At 69.0% G+C, this 14,680-nt stretch carries 15 protein-coding genes; 6 read left to right on the forward strand and 9 right to left on the reverse strand.

Annotated features, from left to right (window positions below):
- The first annotated feature begins 434 nt into the window (after window positions 1-434).
- Genes V9K99_RS31765 through V9K99_RS31775 form a run of 3 tightly spaced genes read left to right on the forward strand, consistent with a single transcriptional unit; the run spans window position 435 to window position 5,020 of the window.
- A complete protein-coding gene (locus V9K99_RS31765) occupies window positions 435-1,373 on the forward strand; it encodes an AAA family ATPase (RefSeq protein WP_442914742.1) in 939 nt (312 codons plus the stop codon).
- 3 nt (window positions 1,374-1,376) lie between these two features.
- Entirely contained in the window at window positions 1,377-2,666 is a 1,290-nt protein-coding gene (locus V9K99_RS31770) for a DUF58 domain-containing protein (protein ID WP_337005934.1), read from the forward strand.
- A complete protein-coding gene (locus V9K99_RS31775; RefSeq protein ID WP_337005932.1) occupies window positions 2,663-5,020 on the forward strand; it encodes a transglutaminase family protein in 2,358 nt (785 codons plus the stop codon). Before V9K99_RS31770 ends, V9K99_RS31775 begins: the two co-directional genes overlap by 4 nt.
- Before the next feature lie 178 nt (window positions 5,021-5,198).
- Here the strand turns inward: V9K99_RS31775 and V9K99_RS31780 are convergent, their stop codons facing one another.
- Together V9K99_RS31780 and V9K99_RS31785 are read right to left on the reverse strand one after the other, a co-directional pair.
- On the reverse strand, window positions 5,199-5,618 hold the full coding sequence (locus V9K99_RS31780; protein WP_337005930.1) for a DUF3040 domain-containing protein: 420 nt from the start codon (window positions 5,616-5,618) through the stop codon (window positions 5,199-5,201).
- 256 nt (window positions 5,619-5,874) lie between these two features.
- The gene (locus V9K99_RS31785; RefSeq protein WP_337005928.1) at window positions 5,875-6,627 is read right to left on the reverse strand and encodes a methyltransferase domain-containing protein; all 753 of its coding nucleotides are present in this window, start codon (window positions 6,625-6,627) and stop codon (window positions 5,875-5,877) included.
- A 189-nt stretch (window positions 6,628-6,816) separates the two neighbouring features.
- Between V9K99_RS31785 and V9K99_RS31790 the strand changes: the two genes are divergently transcribed.
- A complete protein-coding gene (locus V9K99_RS31790) occupies window positions 6,817-7,176 on the forward strand; it encodes a cupin domain-containing protein (RefSeq protein WP_337005926.1) in 360 nt (119 codons plus the stop codon).
- A gap of 25 nt (window positions 7,177-7,201) precedes the next feature.
- Here the strand turns inward: V9K99_RS31790 and V9K99_RS31795 are convergent, their stop codons facing one another.
- The 7 genes from V9K99_RS31795 to V9K99_RS31825 all read right to left on the reverse strand — a co-directional run bounded on the left by V9K99_RS31795 (window position 7,202) and on the right by V9K99_RS31825 (window position 13,198).
- On the reverse strand, window positions 7,202-8,047 hold the full coding sequence (locus V9K99_RS31795; RefSeq protein WP_337005924.1) for an ABC transporter permease: 846 nt from the start codon (window positions 8,045-8,047) through the stop codon (window positions 7,202-7,204).
- Window positions 8,044-8,856: an ABC transporter permease gene (locus V9K99_RS31800; RefSeq protein WP_337005922.1), complete on the reverse strand. Its 813-nt coding sequence runs from the start codon at window positions 8,854-8,856 to the stop codon at window positions 8,044-8,046. Before V9K99_RS31800 ends, V9K99_RS31795 begins: the two co-directional genes overlap by 4 nt.
- Window positions 8,853-9,878, reverse strand: coding sequence for an ABC transporter ATP-binding protein (locus V9K99_RS31805; RefSeq protein ID WP_337005920.1), 1,026 nt, complete (start codon window positions 9,876-9,878; stop codon window positions 8,853-8,855). Before V9K99_RS31805 ends, V9K99_RS31800 begins: the two co-directional genes overlap by 4 nt.
- 285 nt (window positions 9,879-10,163) lie before the next feature.
- Window positions 10,164-11,375, reverse strand: a complete 1,212-nt coding sequence (locus V9K99_RS31810) for a DUF480 domain-containing protein (protein ID WP_337005918.1) — start codon at window positions 11,373-11,375, stop codon at window positions 10,164-10,166.
- A 273-nt stretch (window positions 11,376-11,648) separates the two neighbouring features.
- Complete coding sequence (locus V9K99_RS31815; RefSeq protein ID WP_337005916.1) at window positions 11,649-11,849, reverse strand: hypothetical protein; 201 nt, start codon at window positions 11,847-11,849, stop codon at window positions 11,649-11,651.
- A 417-nt stretch (window positions 11,850-12,266) separates the two neighbouring features.
- On the reverse strand, window positions 12,267-12,740 hold the full coding sequence (locus tag V9K99_RS31820; protein WP_337005914.1) for an SAV_6107 family HEPN domain-containing protein: 474 nt from the start codon (window positions 12,738-12,740) through the stop codon (window positions 12,267-12,269).
- Window positions 12,737-13,198, reverse strand: a complete 462-nt coding sequence (locus V9K99_RS31825; RefSeq protein WP_337005912.1) for a DUF6504 family protein — start codon at window positions 13,196-13,198, stop codon at window positions 12,737-12,739. Before V9K99_RS31825 ends, V9K99_RS31820 begins: the two co-directional genes overlap by 4 nt.
- 364 nt (window positions 13,199-13,562) lie before the next feature.
- Here V9K99_RS31825 and V9K99_RS31830 point away from each other — a divergent pair, with 364 nt between their 5' ends.
- Both V9K99_RS31830 and V9K99_RS31835 read left to right on the forward strand, forming a co-directional pair.
- Window positions 13,563-14,126 (forward strand): DM13 domain-containing protein, encoded by a 564-nt coding sequence (locus V9K99_RS31830; protein WP_337005910.1) that lies wholly within the window; start codon window positions 13,563-13,565, stop codon window positions 14,124-14,126.
- Between the two features lie 65 nt (window positions 14,127-14,191).
- Window positions 14,192-14,662 carry a YbaK/EbsC family protein gene (locus V9K99_RS31835; protein WP_337005908.1) on the forward strand — a complete coding sequence of 157 codons (471 nt, stop codon included), beginning with the start codon at window positions 14,192-14,194 and terminating at the stop codon, window positions 14,660-14,662.
- The last annotated feature ends 18 nt before the right edge of the window (window positions 14,663-14,680 follow it).

Below are 14,680 nucleotides of genomic sequence, written 5' to 3' on the forward strand. Positions count from 1 at the left end.
CAACTTCCGCCCCATTTCCCCCACGCGCCGCCCGAATCCGACCGTGTCCCCCCGCGCGTCGCGGCCGTCCCAGGCCCCGGATCCCGCCTCGGCGCGCTCCACTTCCCTCCACCCGGCTTCCTCCACTCCCCTCCACCTGGTTTCCTCCACTTCGCTCCACCGGCCTTTCCTCCGAACCTTTGGGCGGTCCGCGCCGTCGTACGCCCGGCACGGGGTTTCCCCCACCCGTACGCTTGGAGGGACGACTTTCCGACCCACGCCGGTGAGGGCCTGTGCCGATGAACACCGAAACGCCAGGTAACGAAACTTCCGCTGCTCTAGGCCGGACCCGTACAGCGGGTGAGAATGTGTCGGCTGTCAACGAATGGGGAGGACACAGGGTGAGCACCACCGCGACCAGCTCGGCGCTGGCAGGAGCCGGGGACTTCGACGAGCTGTCCGAGGTGGCGGGCCGGGTCCGCCGGGCGATGGAGCAGGTGATCGAGGGCAAACCCGACGTGGTCGAGGTCGCCATCACGGTCCTGCTGGCCGAGGGACACCTGCTGATCGAGGACGTGCCCGGCGTCGGCAAGACGATGCTGGCCAAGGCACTGGCCAAGTCGATCGACTGCAGCGTGCGCCGGATCCAGTTCACGCCGGACCTGCTCCCGTCGGACATCACCGGTGTGTCGGTCTTCAACCAGGAGATCCGCGACTTCGAGTTCAAGCCCGGCGCGGTGTTCGCGAACATCGTCGTCGGCGACGAGATCAACCGGGCCTCGCCGAAGACCCAGGCCGCGCTGCTGGAGTCGATGGAAGAGCGCCAGGTCACCGTCGACACCACGACGTACCAGCTCGAGGCGCCGTTCATGGTCATCGCGACCCAGAACCCGATCGAGATGGAGGGCACCTATCCCCTCCCCGAGGCGCAGCGCGACCGCTTCATGGCCCGCGTCTCGATGGGCTACCCGGAGCCGGCCGCCGAGTTGCGGATGCTCGACGGACACGCAGCCGACGACCCACTGGCCAACCTGCAGCCGGTCACCGACGGCCAGCAGATCCTCCGGCTGGTGAAGACAGTGCAGTCGGTGCACGTGTCGGAGTCGGTCAAGGAGTACACCGTCGCGCTCGTCGGGGCGACCCGCCGGGCGCAGGAGCTCCGGCTTGGCGCGAGCCCGCGGTCGACCCTGCACCTGATCCGCGCCGCTCGTGCGGCAGCGGCTCTGGACTCCCGGGAGTTCGTCCTGCCGGACGACATCCAGGAGCTCGCCGTACCGGTGCTGGCGCACCGTGTACTCCCTGCGGCTGAGGCGCATCTCGGTGGGCGCGGTGCAGCCGACATCATCTCCGGGCTGGTGGCCTCCGTGCCGCTGCCCCGCACGCGTCGGGACTGAGTCATGCGGCAGGCACTGCGCGGGCTGACCACCAGAGGGCGGGCCTTCGTCGCGGCCGGTATCACTGCTTCACTGTGCGCGCTTCTGCTCGGCCAGAAGGACCTGCTGCGCGTCGGCATCCTCCTGGTCGCCTTGCCGTTGGTGGCAGCGCTCGTCGTCGGGCGGACCCGGCTGCGGCTGCAGGTACGGCGCAGCCTGACACCGGACCAGGTTCCGGTCGGATCGCAGGCGACGGTGGAGCTTGCCCTGAGCAACCAGGGCCGGATGCCCGCCGGGCTGCTGCTGCTCGAGGACCGTATTCCTTATGTACTGGGCCACCGGCCACGGTTCGTGGTCGACCGGGTCAGCCCGAACTGGCGTCGTACCGTCAGCTATCCGGTCAAGAGCGACGTACGGGGACTGTTCCAGGTCGGGCCGTTGATGCTGACCGTGGCCGACCCGTTCGGCCTGGTGGAGACCAGCCGGACGTTCACCCGCAGCCAGCACCTGCTGGTGACGCCGCGGGTCTACCGGCTGCCGGAGATCCGGCTGGGCGCGGACCGGGCCGGCTCGGGTGAGAACCGGCCGCGGGCGATCGCATCGGCCGGCGAGGAGGACGCGACGGTCCGCGAGTACCGCGACGGCGACGACCTGCGCCGGGTGCACTGGCGGTCGACCGCGCGACGCGGCGAGCTGATGGTGCGCCGGGAGGAGCAGCCCTGGCAGAGCCGGTGCGCGATGTTCCTGGACGCGCGCACCATCGCGCACCACGGTCACGGGCCCTCGTCCAGCCTCGAGTGGGCGGTCAGCGCGGCCGCCTCGATCGGCACCGACCGGATCCGCCGCGGCTACGCCACCACCCTGCTGGGCGGGCCGACCACGCTGTCGGCGATCAATCACCGGACGTCGGCCGCCGTACATCAACCGCTGACACCACAGCAGTTGCTGACCGAGTGCGCGACCGTCGAGGAGCACAAGTACGCCGAGATCGGCCCACTGCTGACCGTCGACCGGCACGCGCAGGAGCCGAGCCTGGTGATCGCGATCGTCGGTGCCCTGGCGTCCGAGGACGTCACCGCGCTCAACCGCTGGCGGACCAGTCAGGCGATCGGCGTCGCGCTGCTGCTCGACGCGGCCAGCTGGGCGGCGGTCGGCGCCGAGGCGACCGAGAAGGCGGCCCGGCTGACCGCCGCCGCGGACGCCACCGAGAACGAACTGCGCCGGAACGGCTGGCGAGTCGCCAGAGTCCGGCGCGGTGACCACCTACCCACCGTGTGGTCCGGTCTAGGACTACGGAGCGGACGGATCGCATGACCGGGCACGCCAGGATCTCTCTTGCCGCTTGGGGCGCGACTGTCCTGGGGGCGCTCGTGCTCACGCCGGTGTTCTCCGGGCCGTTCCTGTTCATCAGTGCGTTCCTCTGTGGCGCGGTCACCGGTGTCGGCATCCTGCTGCAGAACCTGCGCGCCCCGCGGATCGTCGTACCGTTCGTCCAGCTGTTGGTGCTGGTGGAACTGATCTCGTTCTTCTTCCTGCGCGAGACGCTGAAGTTCGGGCTGATCCCGGTGAAGGCGACCGCGCTGGAGTTCAACCAGCAGATGGTCAACGCGATGGACTCGATCAATCGGTTCAGCGCGCCCCTGCCGCCGGACTCACACCTGACGCTGTTCGCCGCCTCGGTGATCTCGGCGACCGGGTTGCTGATCCACGTCATCGCCGTACAGCTTCGTCAGGCCGCATGGTCCGGGCTGCTGCTGCTCATCATGTACACGGTGCCGGCCGCGACCGTGCACGGCGGACTGCCGGCGTTGCTGTTCATCCCGCCGGCGCTCGGATACATCGTGCTGCTGTCGGCCGAGGGTCGCAGCCGGCTCAGTCGCTGGGGCCGGCGCATCTCGGGGGTGTCCCATCTGGACGCCGCCGAGCCCGTGGAGGCCTCCGCGCTCGGCCAGGCAGGCCGCCGGATCGGCCTGACCGTGGTGGCGATCGCCGCGCTGCTGCCCGCCTTGCTGCCGACGCTGCCGGAAGGTGTCATCGGCAACGGTCTGGCCGGCTCCGGACCCGGTTCCGGGATCGGCGCGTCGATCTCGTCGACGAACCCGATGCTGGACATGGGCAAGAACCTGAAGCGCGGCGACAACGTGGTCGCGCTGACCTACAAGGGCGGCGCGTCCGGCGGCACCTACCTGCGCCTGACCGCACTCGACTCGTTCGACGGCGACGTCTGGCGGATCGCGCCACGTCAGGAGGGCCGCAAGATCAGCGGCGACCTGACCCCGCCGCCGGGTTACGCCGGCGACCTGGGCAAGGTCCCGCAGACCAAGATGGAAATCGACGTCAAGCGGACCTTCCGCTCCCAGTTCGCCCCGGTCCCCTATCCGGTCCGCTCGATCTCGCTCAAGCGGGACTGGCGGTACGACGCCAGTGCGCTCGACGTGGTCTCGTCGAACGGGCAGGTGGTCGGCGGCAAGAACTACAACCTGACCGCGTACGACCTGCAGCCGACGCCACAGCAGTTGCACGACGCCGCCGGCGCGGGTGATCCGGACAACTACACCAGCCGGGTTCCCCGCAGCACACCGCAGTCCGTCAAAGAGCTGACCGCGACCATCACGAAGAATGCGGGAGGCAACCAGTTCGAGGCGGCCGTGCTGCTGCAGAACTGGTTCCGCAGCGGCGGTGGTTTCACTTACAGCACCGAGAACGCGCGCGGCAGCGGGATGCGGGCCCTGCGCGACTTCCTGCTGGAGAACAAGACCGGGTACTGCGAGCAGTTCGCCACCGGGATGGCGCTGATGGCCCGGATCGCCGGCATCCCGTCCCGGGTCGGCATCGGGTTCCTGCCCGGCCAGGCCGGTAAGGACGGCGAGTACACCGTACGGATGCACGACATGCACGCCTGGCCGGAGCTGTACTTCCAGGGCATCGGCTGGGTCCGGTTCGAGCCGACCCCGGCCGCCCGGGTGGCGACCACGCCGAACTGGACCGTCCCCGCCACCCCGGACCCGACCAACCCGTCGCCGGCACCGAGCACCGCGCCGAACACGCCGGGGGCGACCGAGGACCCGGGCATCGAGAAGCCGCAGGGCGACCCCGATCTGCCGGACGACAGCGGGGTGGCGGTCATTGACGGCGGCAACTGGTTCACCAACGGCGGCGGCCGGACGATCGGCATCGTCGCCGGCGCGATCCTGCTGCTCTGCATCCCGTGGCTGATCCGCAGCCTGACCCGGCGGCGTCGCTTCACCCGGCCGCCCGGCCGGGTCGGCGCCGAAGGCCTGTGGGCGGAGATCCGCGACACGTCCCGCGACCTGGGACTGGACTGGTCCGACATCTCCACGCCACGCCAGACCGGCGACTGGCTCGTCACCAAACTGCCGACCGACGCCCATCCGCAGGCCCTTCGGCTCGCTCGTGGCATCGAGGCGTTGCGGTACGCCGGTGACGCGGACCTGACTCTGGACCTCCGTCCCGAGGCATCCGCCGTACGCCAGGCCCTCTGGTCCCAGGCTCCACAGTTGCGCCGCTGGCGGGCGCGCCTGCTGCCGCCGTCGTGGCGGTGGTACCTCAACCGGGGCAGTGCCGAGGCATCGGACCTTCTGGACGAGTTCGACCTCCTGCTGGCCCGCCTCCGCTCGCTAGCCCTGCGCCGCGGTCACGCCAACTGACAGTCCGGCCGCGCAGCCCTCGAGGCTGCGCGGCCGTCTCACACGCACCGCTCGGCAGCGGCAGCGGCACCCCGCCGTACCAACACCTGAAGAACACAGCGCAAACAAAACCACACCCACGCCAAGGGCACGGGTGTGGTTGTCAGTCGGCCTACGCGCTCTCCGGCGCGGCGCGCCGTCAGAGGTCTTCGTCGCGGCGGCGCCGCCAGCGATCTTCCATCCGCTCCATGAAGCTGCCGGACGAGTCGTGCTTGGTCCGGTGCCGCTTGGTCGGCGGCGGAGGCGGTGGGATGTCGTCGGCGTCACCGGCGTTGCTGATCCGCTTCATGCTCAGCGCGGCGATGTACAGACAGGCCACCATCATGACGAAGCCGATGACTCCGATGATGGTGTTGGGGATGATCGCGCCGGCCATCAGCACCACGATGCCCAGCACGAATCCAACGCCGGCAAGAACTGCCCGGCGCTTGTAATACAAGCGCACATTTGTCCCTCGCATGGCGGAGACGAACTTCGGGTCTTCCGCAGCAAGGGCACGTTCGAGCTGCTCGAACTGGCGCTGCTCTTCTTCCGAGAGGGGCACCGTCGATCCCTCCATGGTGAGCGCGATCTCGATAGGCCGACTCCAGTCTAGGCCGCGCTTGCCTCACACGAAACCCTGACCGCCTGTCCAGCGCGTCACGGTCCGGCAACTGCCCCCATCACACTGGCTTCAAACCCGCCAAAGTCCGGCGTGTCGAACCCCGAAGCGCCCGGCCGGCAACCGGTCTATGCCATCCCGCCGCTGGTCACCAGGCCATCACCCTCCGTCGCCCAGCTGGGTGTGTGACCCACGGCACAAGCTGTCGAGGCGGTCAGCGGGTGGCGAGGATGTGGAGCTGGGTCGCCAGCGCCCGGAAGGCGGGATGCTGGCTCGCCGCGCGTTCCAGCTCGGCCAGAGAGTCGGCGGCACCTGGTTCGGAGTCGACGAAGGCCGACGGGACGAGGTCCGCGAAGGTGCGGACGCCGTGCACGGTGTGGACCATGAACCCGGCGTCGGCCAACTGCGCGGTGATACCGGCCTCGTCGAACCGCCGCGGCATCGGATCCGTCGCACCCCAGCGCCCGTCCGGATCCTGCAACGCGACCCGAGCCTCGGCCAGGTGCCCCGCGAGCGCCCGCGCCAGGACCACAGCGTTGCGCTGGGCAACGAGAAGGCTGAGTACGCCGCCTTCCCGCAGTACCGAAGCCATCGCCTGCAAAGCCTGCACCGGGTCGTCGACGACTTCGAGCACGCCATGGCACAGTACGGCGTCCGCACTCGACTCACCCGCGAGACCGGGGAGCTCAGCCGCGTCACCCTGCACACCGCGGACCAGTTCGCTCACGCCCTCGTCGCTGGCCCGCCGCTCGAGCGAGGCCAGTGCGTCGGGACTCGGGTCCACGACGGTCACCCGGTGCCCCTCGACGGCCAGCGGTACCGCGAACCCACCGGTCCCACCACCCAGGTCGACGATGTCCAACCCGGCTTCGGGATCGATCCGCGCCCGCCCCGCCAGCGCCACCCGCAGAGCCTCGGCCACCAGCGCCGTCCGCACAGACCGCCGCCGCCGATCGACCATCGTCATAACCCTCCTCGAACCATCAACCCCCACCCCGCCACACCCTACTTCCCCACCACCCGCACCCCGCCCACGGCGCCCACCTGCCGCCGATGGTTGCCGTAAGCAGGCGTTAAGTGCCGGGCTCTGTCCAGGGACGGCCGGGAGGTCCATCGTGTGAAAGAAGGGGAGATTCACCGATCGAGGAGGGGCACCATGGCTGTCTTCACCAAGACGTTCGACGAACCCGACGAGCAGCGGACGCCGGACAAGACCAAGGTCGACGTAGTCAAGCTGCCGGGCGCCAGCGTCGCCCGGATCACCTTCCAGCCCGGCTGGCGCTGGTCGGAGTGCATCCGTCCCGTCGTCGGCGGCGAGTCCTGCCAGGTCCGGCACGTGGGCACCCTGCTCTCCGGCGAGATGCAGGTCGTCCACGACGACGGCGGCAAGGCGAACCTGACCCCAGGCATCGCCTACATCATCGAACCGGGCCACGACGCCTGGGTCGTCGGGGACGAGCCGGCGGTCGGCCTGGAGTTCGAGTCGCACTCAGCGGAGATCTACGCCAAGAGCTGACCCAGGCCGACCCCGGCTCCCAGCGCTAGGAGCTCGCGCTGGCGTACGAACGCACGCCGCGGCGCCACAGCATCCGGACGAGCGAGACCGCGACCACCGAAAGCGCGATCGCGCCGGCGACCGGCGTCCAGCCGACGTCGCCCGCCAGCGCCTGCACCGGGTACGTCGTCGCGAACGCCACCGGGAACGCGAACGTCAGGAACGCCCGCACCGCCACCGGGAAGAACACCAGCGGATACCGGCCCGCTTCCATCAGGTTGAGGTAGATGAACCCGATCGGGTTCACCGACTGCAGCCAGAACGCGAGGAAGGACATCGCACTCCACACGGACGCGAGCAACACCAGCCCGCAGGCCGCGAGCACGAGCGCCTGCAGGATCTGTGACACGTCAGGGCTGGCACCAGACTGCACGAGTCCGATCACCAGTACGACGATGCCGCTCGCGACATTGCTGAGCTCCGCGACGTTGATCCACCGCAGCGTCAGGTAGAACTGGCTCGACACCGGCCGAAGTAGCACGCCGTCGAGCTCGCCCTCGGTGATGTAGGCGGTCATCCGCTGCAGGTTCGGCGCGACGAACGCCGCCATCAGGCCGGTGATGATCTGGTACGCCCCGGCGAGCGTGATCACCTCGGCCCGCGACCAGCCATGCACCTCCTTGGTGAAGCCGAACAGCAGGAGGATCGGCACGATGCCGAGCCCGAGCTGGACCAGACCGACGAGCAACGTGGTGATGAAGTGCGCGCGGTAGTGGGTCTCGCGGACCATCGCCTGGGTGAGGAACCGCCGCCACAGCCGGAGATGGCGCACCTGCTTGTGCAGCCAGTTGCGGTCCAGCGGCTGCCGGTCGTCGGCGTACGTCTTCGTCATGCGCCCACCGCCGAGTACGCGCGGATCCCGGCCGCCCAGACAAGCCGCGCGAGCACGCCGAACAGAAGCACGTACGCCGCCTGAACACCCAATCCCACCAGGAGATCGTGGCCGGACAGGTTGCCGGCGACGATCTCGACCGGGAACGACACCGTGAACCGGAACGGCTGGTTGTCGATGAACCCACGCGACCAGTCCGGCATCAGCGCGAGCGGTACGACGGCACCGGACAGAACGCTCGCGATGATCACCCGCGCCTGCGCCAGTGCGGTCACGTCGTCCATCCAGAACGCCAGCGACGCGATCAGGATGTCGATCGTGAACACCAGGATCGCCCCGAGCACGATGCTGACCGCGAACACCGCCCAGCGCCCCGGGCCGGCCGGGATGTTCGTCGAATCGCGGAAGATCCACCACAGCAGGCCGATCATCGGCACCAGCGCGAACAGCTTCAGAAACTTCTCCGACAGGTTGTTGGCCACGAAACCCAGCAGCAACGACGCCGGCCGTACCATCCAGCTGGAGAGTTTGCCGAGCCTGATGTCGTTCGCCAGGAAGCCGGTCAGCCACGACGAGGTGGCCATCGTGACGAAGCTGAGCAGCACGAAGTACGTCGTCACGTACCGCTCGTCGATCGGGAGCTGAGCCCCGTTCGCGATCGCCGTACGCCAGATCAGCAGCGAGATGATCGGCACACAGACGTTGGCCGCCATGAAGATGATCCACGCGCCGCGGTAGACGGACTGCTGAACGATCTGCGCCGCCGTCATCCGGCGCAGCACCCGGAGGTTGCGTACGAGGGTGTTCACGCGTCCCCCAACGTGCCGCGGCGCAGGAACAGGTCGCGCATGATCTCCTCGATGTCGGCGTCCGCGACGTCGAGGTCGACCAGCGGCCCGATCCGCGTCAGCTGCTCGAGTACGTCACCGGTGCGCTCGCGATCCACCTCGAGCTTGATCGTCAGGTCGGAGCTTTCCACCGCGGTCACGCCCTCGACGGCGGCGATCCGGCTGCCGTCGACGTTCGTCGCGTACGTCGCCTGGACGAGTTTGCGTGGCCGGGCCGCGCGCACGAGTTCGTCGAGGCCCCCGTCGTACCGCAGACTCCCGTCGTCGATGATCATGACGCGCGAGCAGAGCGCCTCGATGTCGTCCATGTCGTGGCTGGTCACCAGGATCGTCGTACCGCGGAGCTTGTTGACCTCGGCAAGGAACGTCCGCACCCGCGCCTTCGCGACCACGTCGAGGCCGATCGTCGGCTCGTCCAGGAACAGGATCTCCGGCCCGTGCACGAGGGCCGCCATCAGCTCGAGCTTCATCCGCTCGCCCAGGGAGACCTTGCGCACCTGGACGTTCAGCAGGTCCTGGACCTCGAGCAGCTCGGCCAGCTCGGCGACGTTGCGGTCGAACTCCTTGGTGGACAGACCGTACATGTCCTTGTGCAGCAGGAGACTCTCCATCGCGGGGACGTCCCACCAGAGCATGGTCTTCTGCCCCATCACGAGCGCGATCCGCCGCAGGTAGTCGTGCTTGCGGTCCGACGGGGTGAAGCCGAGGACCTCCAGCTCGCCGGACGTGACGTACAGGAGGCCGGAGAGCATCTTCAAGGTGGTCGTCTTGCCGGCGCCGTTCGGGCCGAGCAGCCCGACGACCTCACCACTGTTGATGCTGAACGTGATCTCGTCGACGGCGAGCCTGGTCTCGTAGGTACGCCGTATCAGGCTTTTGATCGCGCCGCCCAGGCCGGGCTGCTGCTTGTGGAAGGTGTAGGTCTTGGTGAGGTCGGTCGCCGCGATCACCGGCGGCTGAGCATGAAGGGATGCGTGCGTCACGGCTGGGCACCGCTTTCGAGAGTCGGTTGTTCGATCGGACCGGGCAACGTCAGCGCAGAGCGCAGGAGCTTCCCGGCACCGTCAAGGTGGATCGGCCGGGCGGTCCCACGGACCGTCCCGGCTGCGCGATCTCGACCCTCGATCGCGTCGGCTGACGCTAAATCAACCGTGACCGCTATCTCGACGACGTACAGGCATCTCTGCTCTGGTCCTTCCGACATACGGCTGCCGGGTACGACGCTATGCCAGGCCGGAAAGCGATGTCCACCTGGTTTTCGATCGCGGTCAGGAGGTCCTGCGGCCGACGACGTACAGGCGCTGGGTTGTCTCCTGCCGGGCGGTGAGCGGGCCGCGGAGGTACCACTCGACGTCGACGAGACCCGCAGCCTCGACGACCCCGACCACGAACGTGGGGTCGTGCAGCACGAAGTCGAGGTCGACCTCGTGACCGAAGAGCTCGTCGACGTGACGGACCTCGGCCCCGGCATGCAGACCGAGGACCAGCCAGCCGCCGGGATCGAGCGGGCGCACCATGGCCGCGACCGCCTCGGGAAGCTCGGAGGCCGCCAGATGGATGAGCGAGTACCACGCCAGTACGGCGACCCACCCGGAACTCGTCGGCGGACGGCCCAGCCGCCGCAGGTCCCCGACCTCGAAGTTCCCGTCAGGGAAACGCCGGCGAGCCTCGGCCACCATCTCGGGCGAGAGATCGATCCCGGTGGCGTCGGCGCCCTGCTCGGCCAGGTATGCGGTGACGTGCCCCGGACCCGAGCCGACCTCCACGACCGGTCGCCCGGCGGCGTGGGCGAGCACCCGGTCCAATAGCCAGGTCTCGAACGGCAGCATGTGCAGCTCGTCGATCAGCTGGTCGGCGTACGCCGAGGCGACAGCGTCGTACGACGACCGCACCTTCGCGTCACGTGCATCCGCCCCGGCGGCGATCACCGCGTCCCGATCGACCTTCTCGACGGCGACCGGCGCGGCCTGCTCCGGCAGCGGCCCGAGGAGATGGATCCAGCGGTGGTCCTGCTGACCGGGACGCCGTTCGAGCTCGCGAACCAACGGCTCGGGCCGCCCCGCCATCCGGCGCAGGCATTCCTCGACCTCGGCCCGATCACCGAACGGATGCAGCCGCTCGGTCCGGGTCCGCAGCTCACCGGGCGCCTGTGGACCCCGAAGAAGCAACACCGTCAGCAGCGCCCGCTCGTCGTCTTCGAGCCCGAGCCGCTCGTCGAGGGTCTGGTGATACTTCAGCGTCCGCTGGCCCGCGCCGGCCCAGACGGTCCGCACCAGCTCCCGCTCCTTGAGCGACCGCGCAACCCGCTCCACCGTCCCCTGGTCGTACTCGACGACAGGCTCCCGGTTGCTCGTCTGATTGCACGCGGTCCGCAACGCATTGGCGGTCAGCGGGTACGACGCCGGCACCGTCCTCTGCTTCTCCAACAAACTCCCAAGGACCCGCTGCTCCTCGACCCCAAGCACAGGAAGTTCACTCACACCCCCGACCTTAAAGCCCCACCACCCCCACCGCCCGCCAAACGACGCGCAACAGCCCGAGCGACCGAGGCTGCGCGGTGGATCGCTTTCGTCTCGTCGACTGTGGGGAGATTGCTGCCAGCAAGCGATTGCCGCCAACACGGTCCCCACAGTCGATGAGCGCTCGGCACCTCATTGCGTGGTACGGCGGGTCAACACCAGGCAGGGTGGCTTCAGCGTGCGGCGCCTCGGGAACCCACCGCGGATCTTGCTTGCCGCGGGGCCAATGGGCGCTCAGCCGGGTTGGTAGGTGTCGGGGTCTATGAGTTCGATGGGTTCGAAGCCGGCGCCGTTGCATCTGTCGCAGATGTAGTCGTGCCAGGTGCCGCCGCCGGCGCACTTGCTGCACAGACCGTCGTCCCAGGACTCGCCATCCAGTGATTGATGCGGTCGGGGGAAATGCGTGTCCGCCAGGATGCATTCGACACCGGTCACGCCATGCACGCGACCGCACAGATCTTTCCCAACACCTCTGCGTAGCTGACCCACGCGCCCTATCTCCGAGTCATCCGTCATCCGAAACCTGCCCACTCCCCCACTACCAGCACCCCACCACACCCAGCTGCCCAACTGCCGCGCCACACCCCCGAAAGCTAACGGGTACGACGTACCGGCTGACGGTGACCCGGGTTCGGCCACCCACAACCCGCACTCCCGCGAGGCATCCGCCGAACACTCGCTCCCCACAGTTGCTGAAGCTCCACCCACGACCAGCACCTCCACCAACCCATGCGACCGACCGGGCGACGGCGCAGTTGCCTTGGGCCCCCAACCATCAGCCACTCACCAGGCGTTGACGCGACGGCCGGCTCTCACGAGCTTTCCGCGCGGGGCTCTGGGTGAGGACTGGGGTTAGCTGGCTTGCATCCAGGGTTGGGTTAGGACGGATTGGGGGTCGGTGGTGGCGGTGAGGGCTGGGGTGTTGGAGAGGCGGAGGCTGGTTTCGACCAGGTCGTAGAAGGTTTCCACGGCGCGGACGAGGTCATCGGCCTCGCGGGTGGTGACGGCTCGCTCCAGGCCGGCTTCGGCGGCGGCGCGTTGGGTGGCGCCGGCTGCGAAGAAGGTGGCCCATTCGCCGAACTCGGGCGCCACCTCGGCCAGCAGGACCCAGGCGTTGCGCTGGACCCGGCGGCGGGCGCCGGAGCGGACCGGGCGGGCGCGGACGGCGAGGACCGCGGCCGCGACTCGGAGGGCCGCGACGTGGGCGCTCGAGTAGCGGATCAGGTGGTCGCTCGTCTCCACTGCCTCGGCCAGTGCGGCTCGTGCGCGGGACAGTTCGCGGCTGGCCGCGCCGGCGGCTGCCGGGGATACCGGTGAAACAGTCATCGGTCCGTCACCCTTTCCAGTTGCCAACGACCGGAGTCCGGGTCGTGGGCGAGATCGAACAGCTCACGCCGGCCGTGCCGGCCGCACCCCGCCTCCACGCGGTAGACCGCACGCCGCGGGCCCCAGTCCGCATCCAGTACGCCGACGGCCGCCGGACTCCCGGCGATCCCTGCGACGTCGTCGGGAGCGTGCGCGGCAACGCACTCGGTGCGAGATCGGGGGCTCGCCGGCGCTGCCACGCCGTTCACGTGGGCGCGGGTCGAGCTGTGGCGCGCGTCGTACGAGGCACCGAGGCCGGCGCCGATGATGCCGCGTTCCCACCAGGCGGCGGTTTCGGTCCAGTGGGCCTGGACGGAGCAGACGCGCCAGAGCCGGCCGCGCCAGAGGAACTGCGCTGGGGTCTCGACGCCGTCCACGACATCCGAACGCACCTCGACGGCTTCGTCGAACTCCCACATGCTCCATCGCCTCCTGTGTACGAACCGCTTCCCCTGACTGACGGCTGGTTCCGGGGCCCGGCGGGCGGGCCCGAGGTGGGGGTCGAGGTCCACCTCGGTGCCCGGCCCGCCGGGACCACCGGTTTCCGATGCGGCCGCAACTCCGCACCGGAGCCGTCCAGCTGTCCGGATCACTCGTGACCGGTCTCCCGACGAAACCGGCCCTGAGGTAATCGAACATCTGTTCGAACACGAACAGCGTATCGTCGCCCGCCGACAAACGTCAACGGGCCGTAAGGCCGGCGCGCCCCCACGCGCCCGATCCGCCGTCCAGACTGAGAAAGAGGCAAGCGCCGTACGACGCAGGAGAACGGAAGGACCGACGATGCCGAGGATCACCAGGCGGTGGCGGGCAGCATTCATCGCCGCGGCGGCGGTGGCCGTCGTGGTCACCGCGGTCGCATTGCCGCTCTTCCAGCCGTGGCGGCTCTTCACCGACAAGGTCGTCGACGAGGCGCTGCCCGGCGCTGTTCCGATCTCCACACCTTCATCGTCGACGACGCCACCGACAGTTTCCGGAAAGCCGTCGACCGGCCCCGAGGTACTGCTGACCGGGAAGCTGATCACGCACGAACACGAGACCCAGGGCACCGTCGCCGTACTCAGACTCCCTGACGGTTCCCGCGTGCTGCGCCTGGAGAACCTGGGCACCTCCGACGGCCCCGACCTCAAGGTCTGGCTCAGCGACGCCGCAGTGGTCCCCGGCCGCAAGGGCTGGCATGTGTTCGACGACGGGAAGTACCACAACCTGGGCAACCTGAAGGGCAACCACGGCAACCAGAACTACGCCATCCCGGGCACCGTGAAGCTCGACGACTTCCGCAGCGTCGCGATCTGGTGCGACCGCTTCAACGTGTCCTTCGGCGCGGCCGAGCTCAAGGCCGCCTGAGAATCGGCCGCCCGCGAATCAGCCGCCCTGAGAATCCGCGTGACAGGCCGCCTAAGCTGCCGAGGGTGAGCAATCATCCCAACGTGCAACGGGTGGCCGACGCGCTCCAGGCGGCCGGGGCCACCGGTGAGATCGTGATCCTGGACGAGGCGGTCCCGACCGCGGCGGCCGCGGCGGCGGAACTCGGCTGTGAGGTCGGCGCGATCGCGAACAGCCTGATCTTCGACGGCGACGGCGTACCGGTCCTGATCCTGACGTCCGGCGCCCACCGCGTCGACACCGCCAAGGTCGCCGCCGAGCTCGGCATCACCAAGCTGCGCCGCGCCACCCCGGACTTCGTCAAGGAGCACACCAGCCAGTCGATCGGCGGCGTCGCCCCGGTCGGTCACCCCCACCAGGTGGCCACCTACGTCGACACCGCCCTCGAGCAATACGACGTCATCTGGGCGGCCGCCGGCATCCCCCACTCGGTCTTCCCCACCACCTACCCCGAGCTACTCGCCCTCACCAACGGCACCCCGATCACAGTCAACTAGTACGACGAAGCCGTCCAG

Origin of the sequence: Kribbella sp. CCNWLW201 (genome assembly GCF_037203805.1) — a bacterium.
Classification (GTDB): Bacteria; Actinomycetota; Actinomycetes; order Propionibacteriales; family Kribbellaceae; genus Kribbella.

Bases quoted from the DNA above. Each gene is read 5' to 3' on its own strand.
- V9K99_RS31820 (WP_337005914.1), bottom strand. From the start codon at position 12,740: ATGACTGTTTCACCGGTATCCCCGGCAGCCGCCGGCGCGGCCAGCCGC.
- V9K99_RS31790 (WP_337005926.1), top strand. From the start codon at position 6,817: ATGGCTGTCTTCACCAAGACGTTCGACGAACCCGACGAGCAGCGGACG.
- V9K99_RS31830 (WP_337005910.1), top strand. From the start codon at position 13,563: ATGCCGAGGATCACCAGGCGGTGGCGGGCAGCATTCATCGCCGCGGCG.
- V9K99_RS31780 (WP_337005930.1), bottom strand. From the start codon at position 5,618: ATGGAGGGATCGACGGTGCCCCTCTCGGAAGAAGAGCAGCGCCAGTTC.
- V9K99_RS31775 (WP_337005932.1), top strand. From the start codon at position 2,663: ATGACCGGGCACGCCAGGATCTCTCTTGCCGCTTGGGGCGCGACTGTC.
- V9K99_RS31825 (WP_337005912.1), bottom strand. From the start codon at position 13,198: ATGTGGGAGTTCGACGAAGCCGTCGAGGTGCGTTCGGATGTCGTGGAC.
- V9K99_RS31770 (WP_337005934.1), top strand. From the start codon at position 1,377: ATGCGGCAGGCACTGCGCGGGCTGACCACCAGAGGGCGGGCCTTCGTC.
- V9K99_RS31785 (WP_337005928.1), bottom strand. From the start codon at position 6,627: ATGACGATGGTCGATCGGCGGCGGCGGTCTGTGCGGACGGCGCTGGTG.
- V9K99_RS31795 (WP_337005924.1), bottom strand. From the start codon at position 8,047: ATGACGAAGACGTACGCCGACGACCGGCAGCCGCTGGACCGCAACTGG.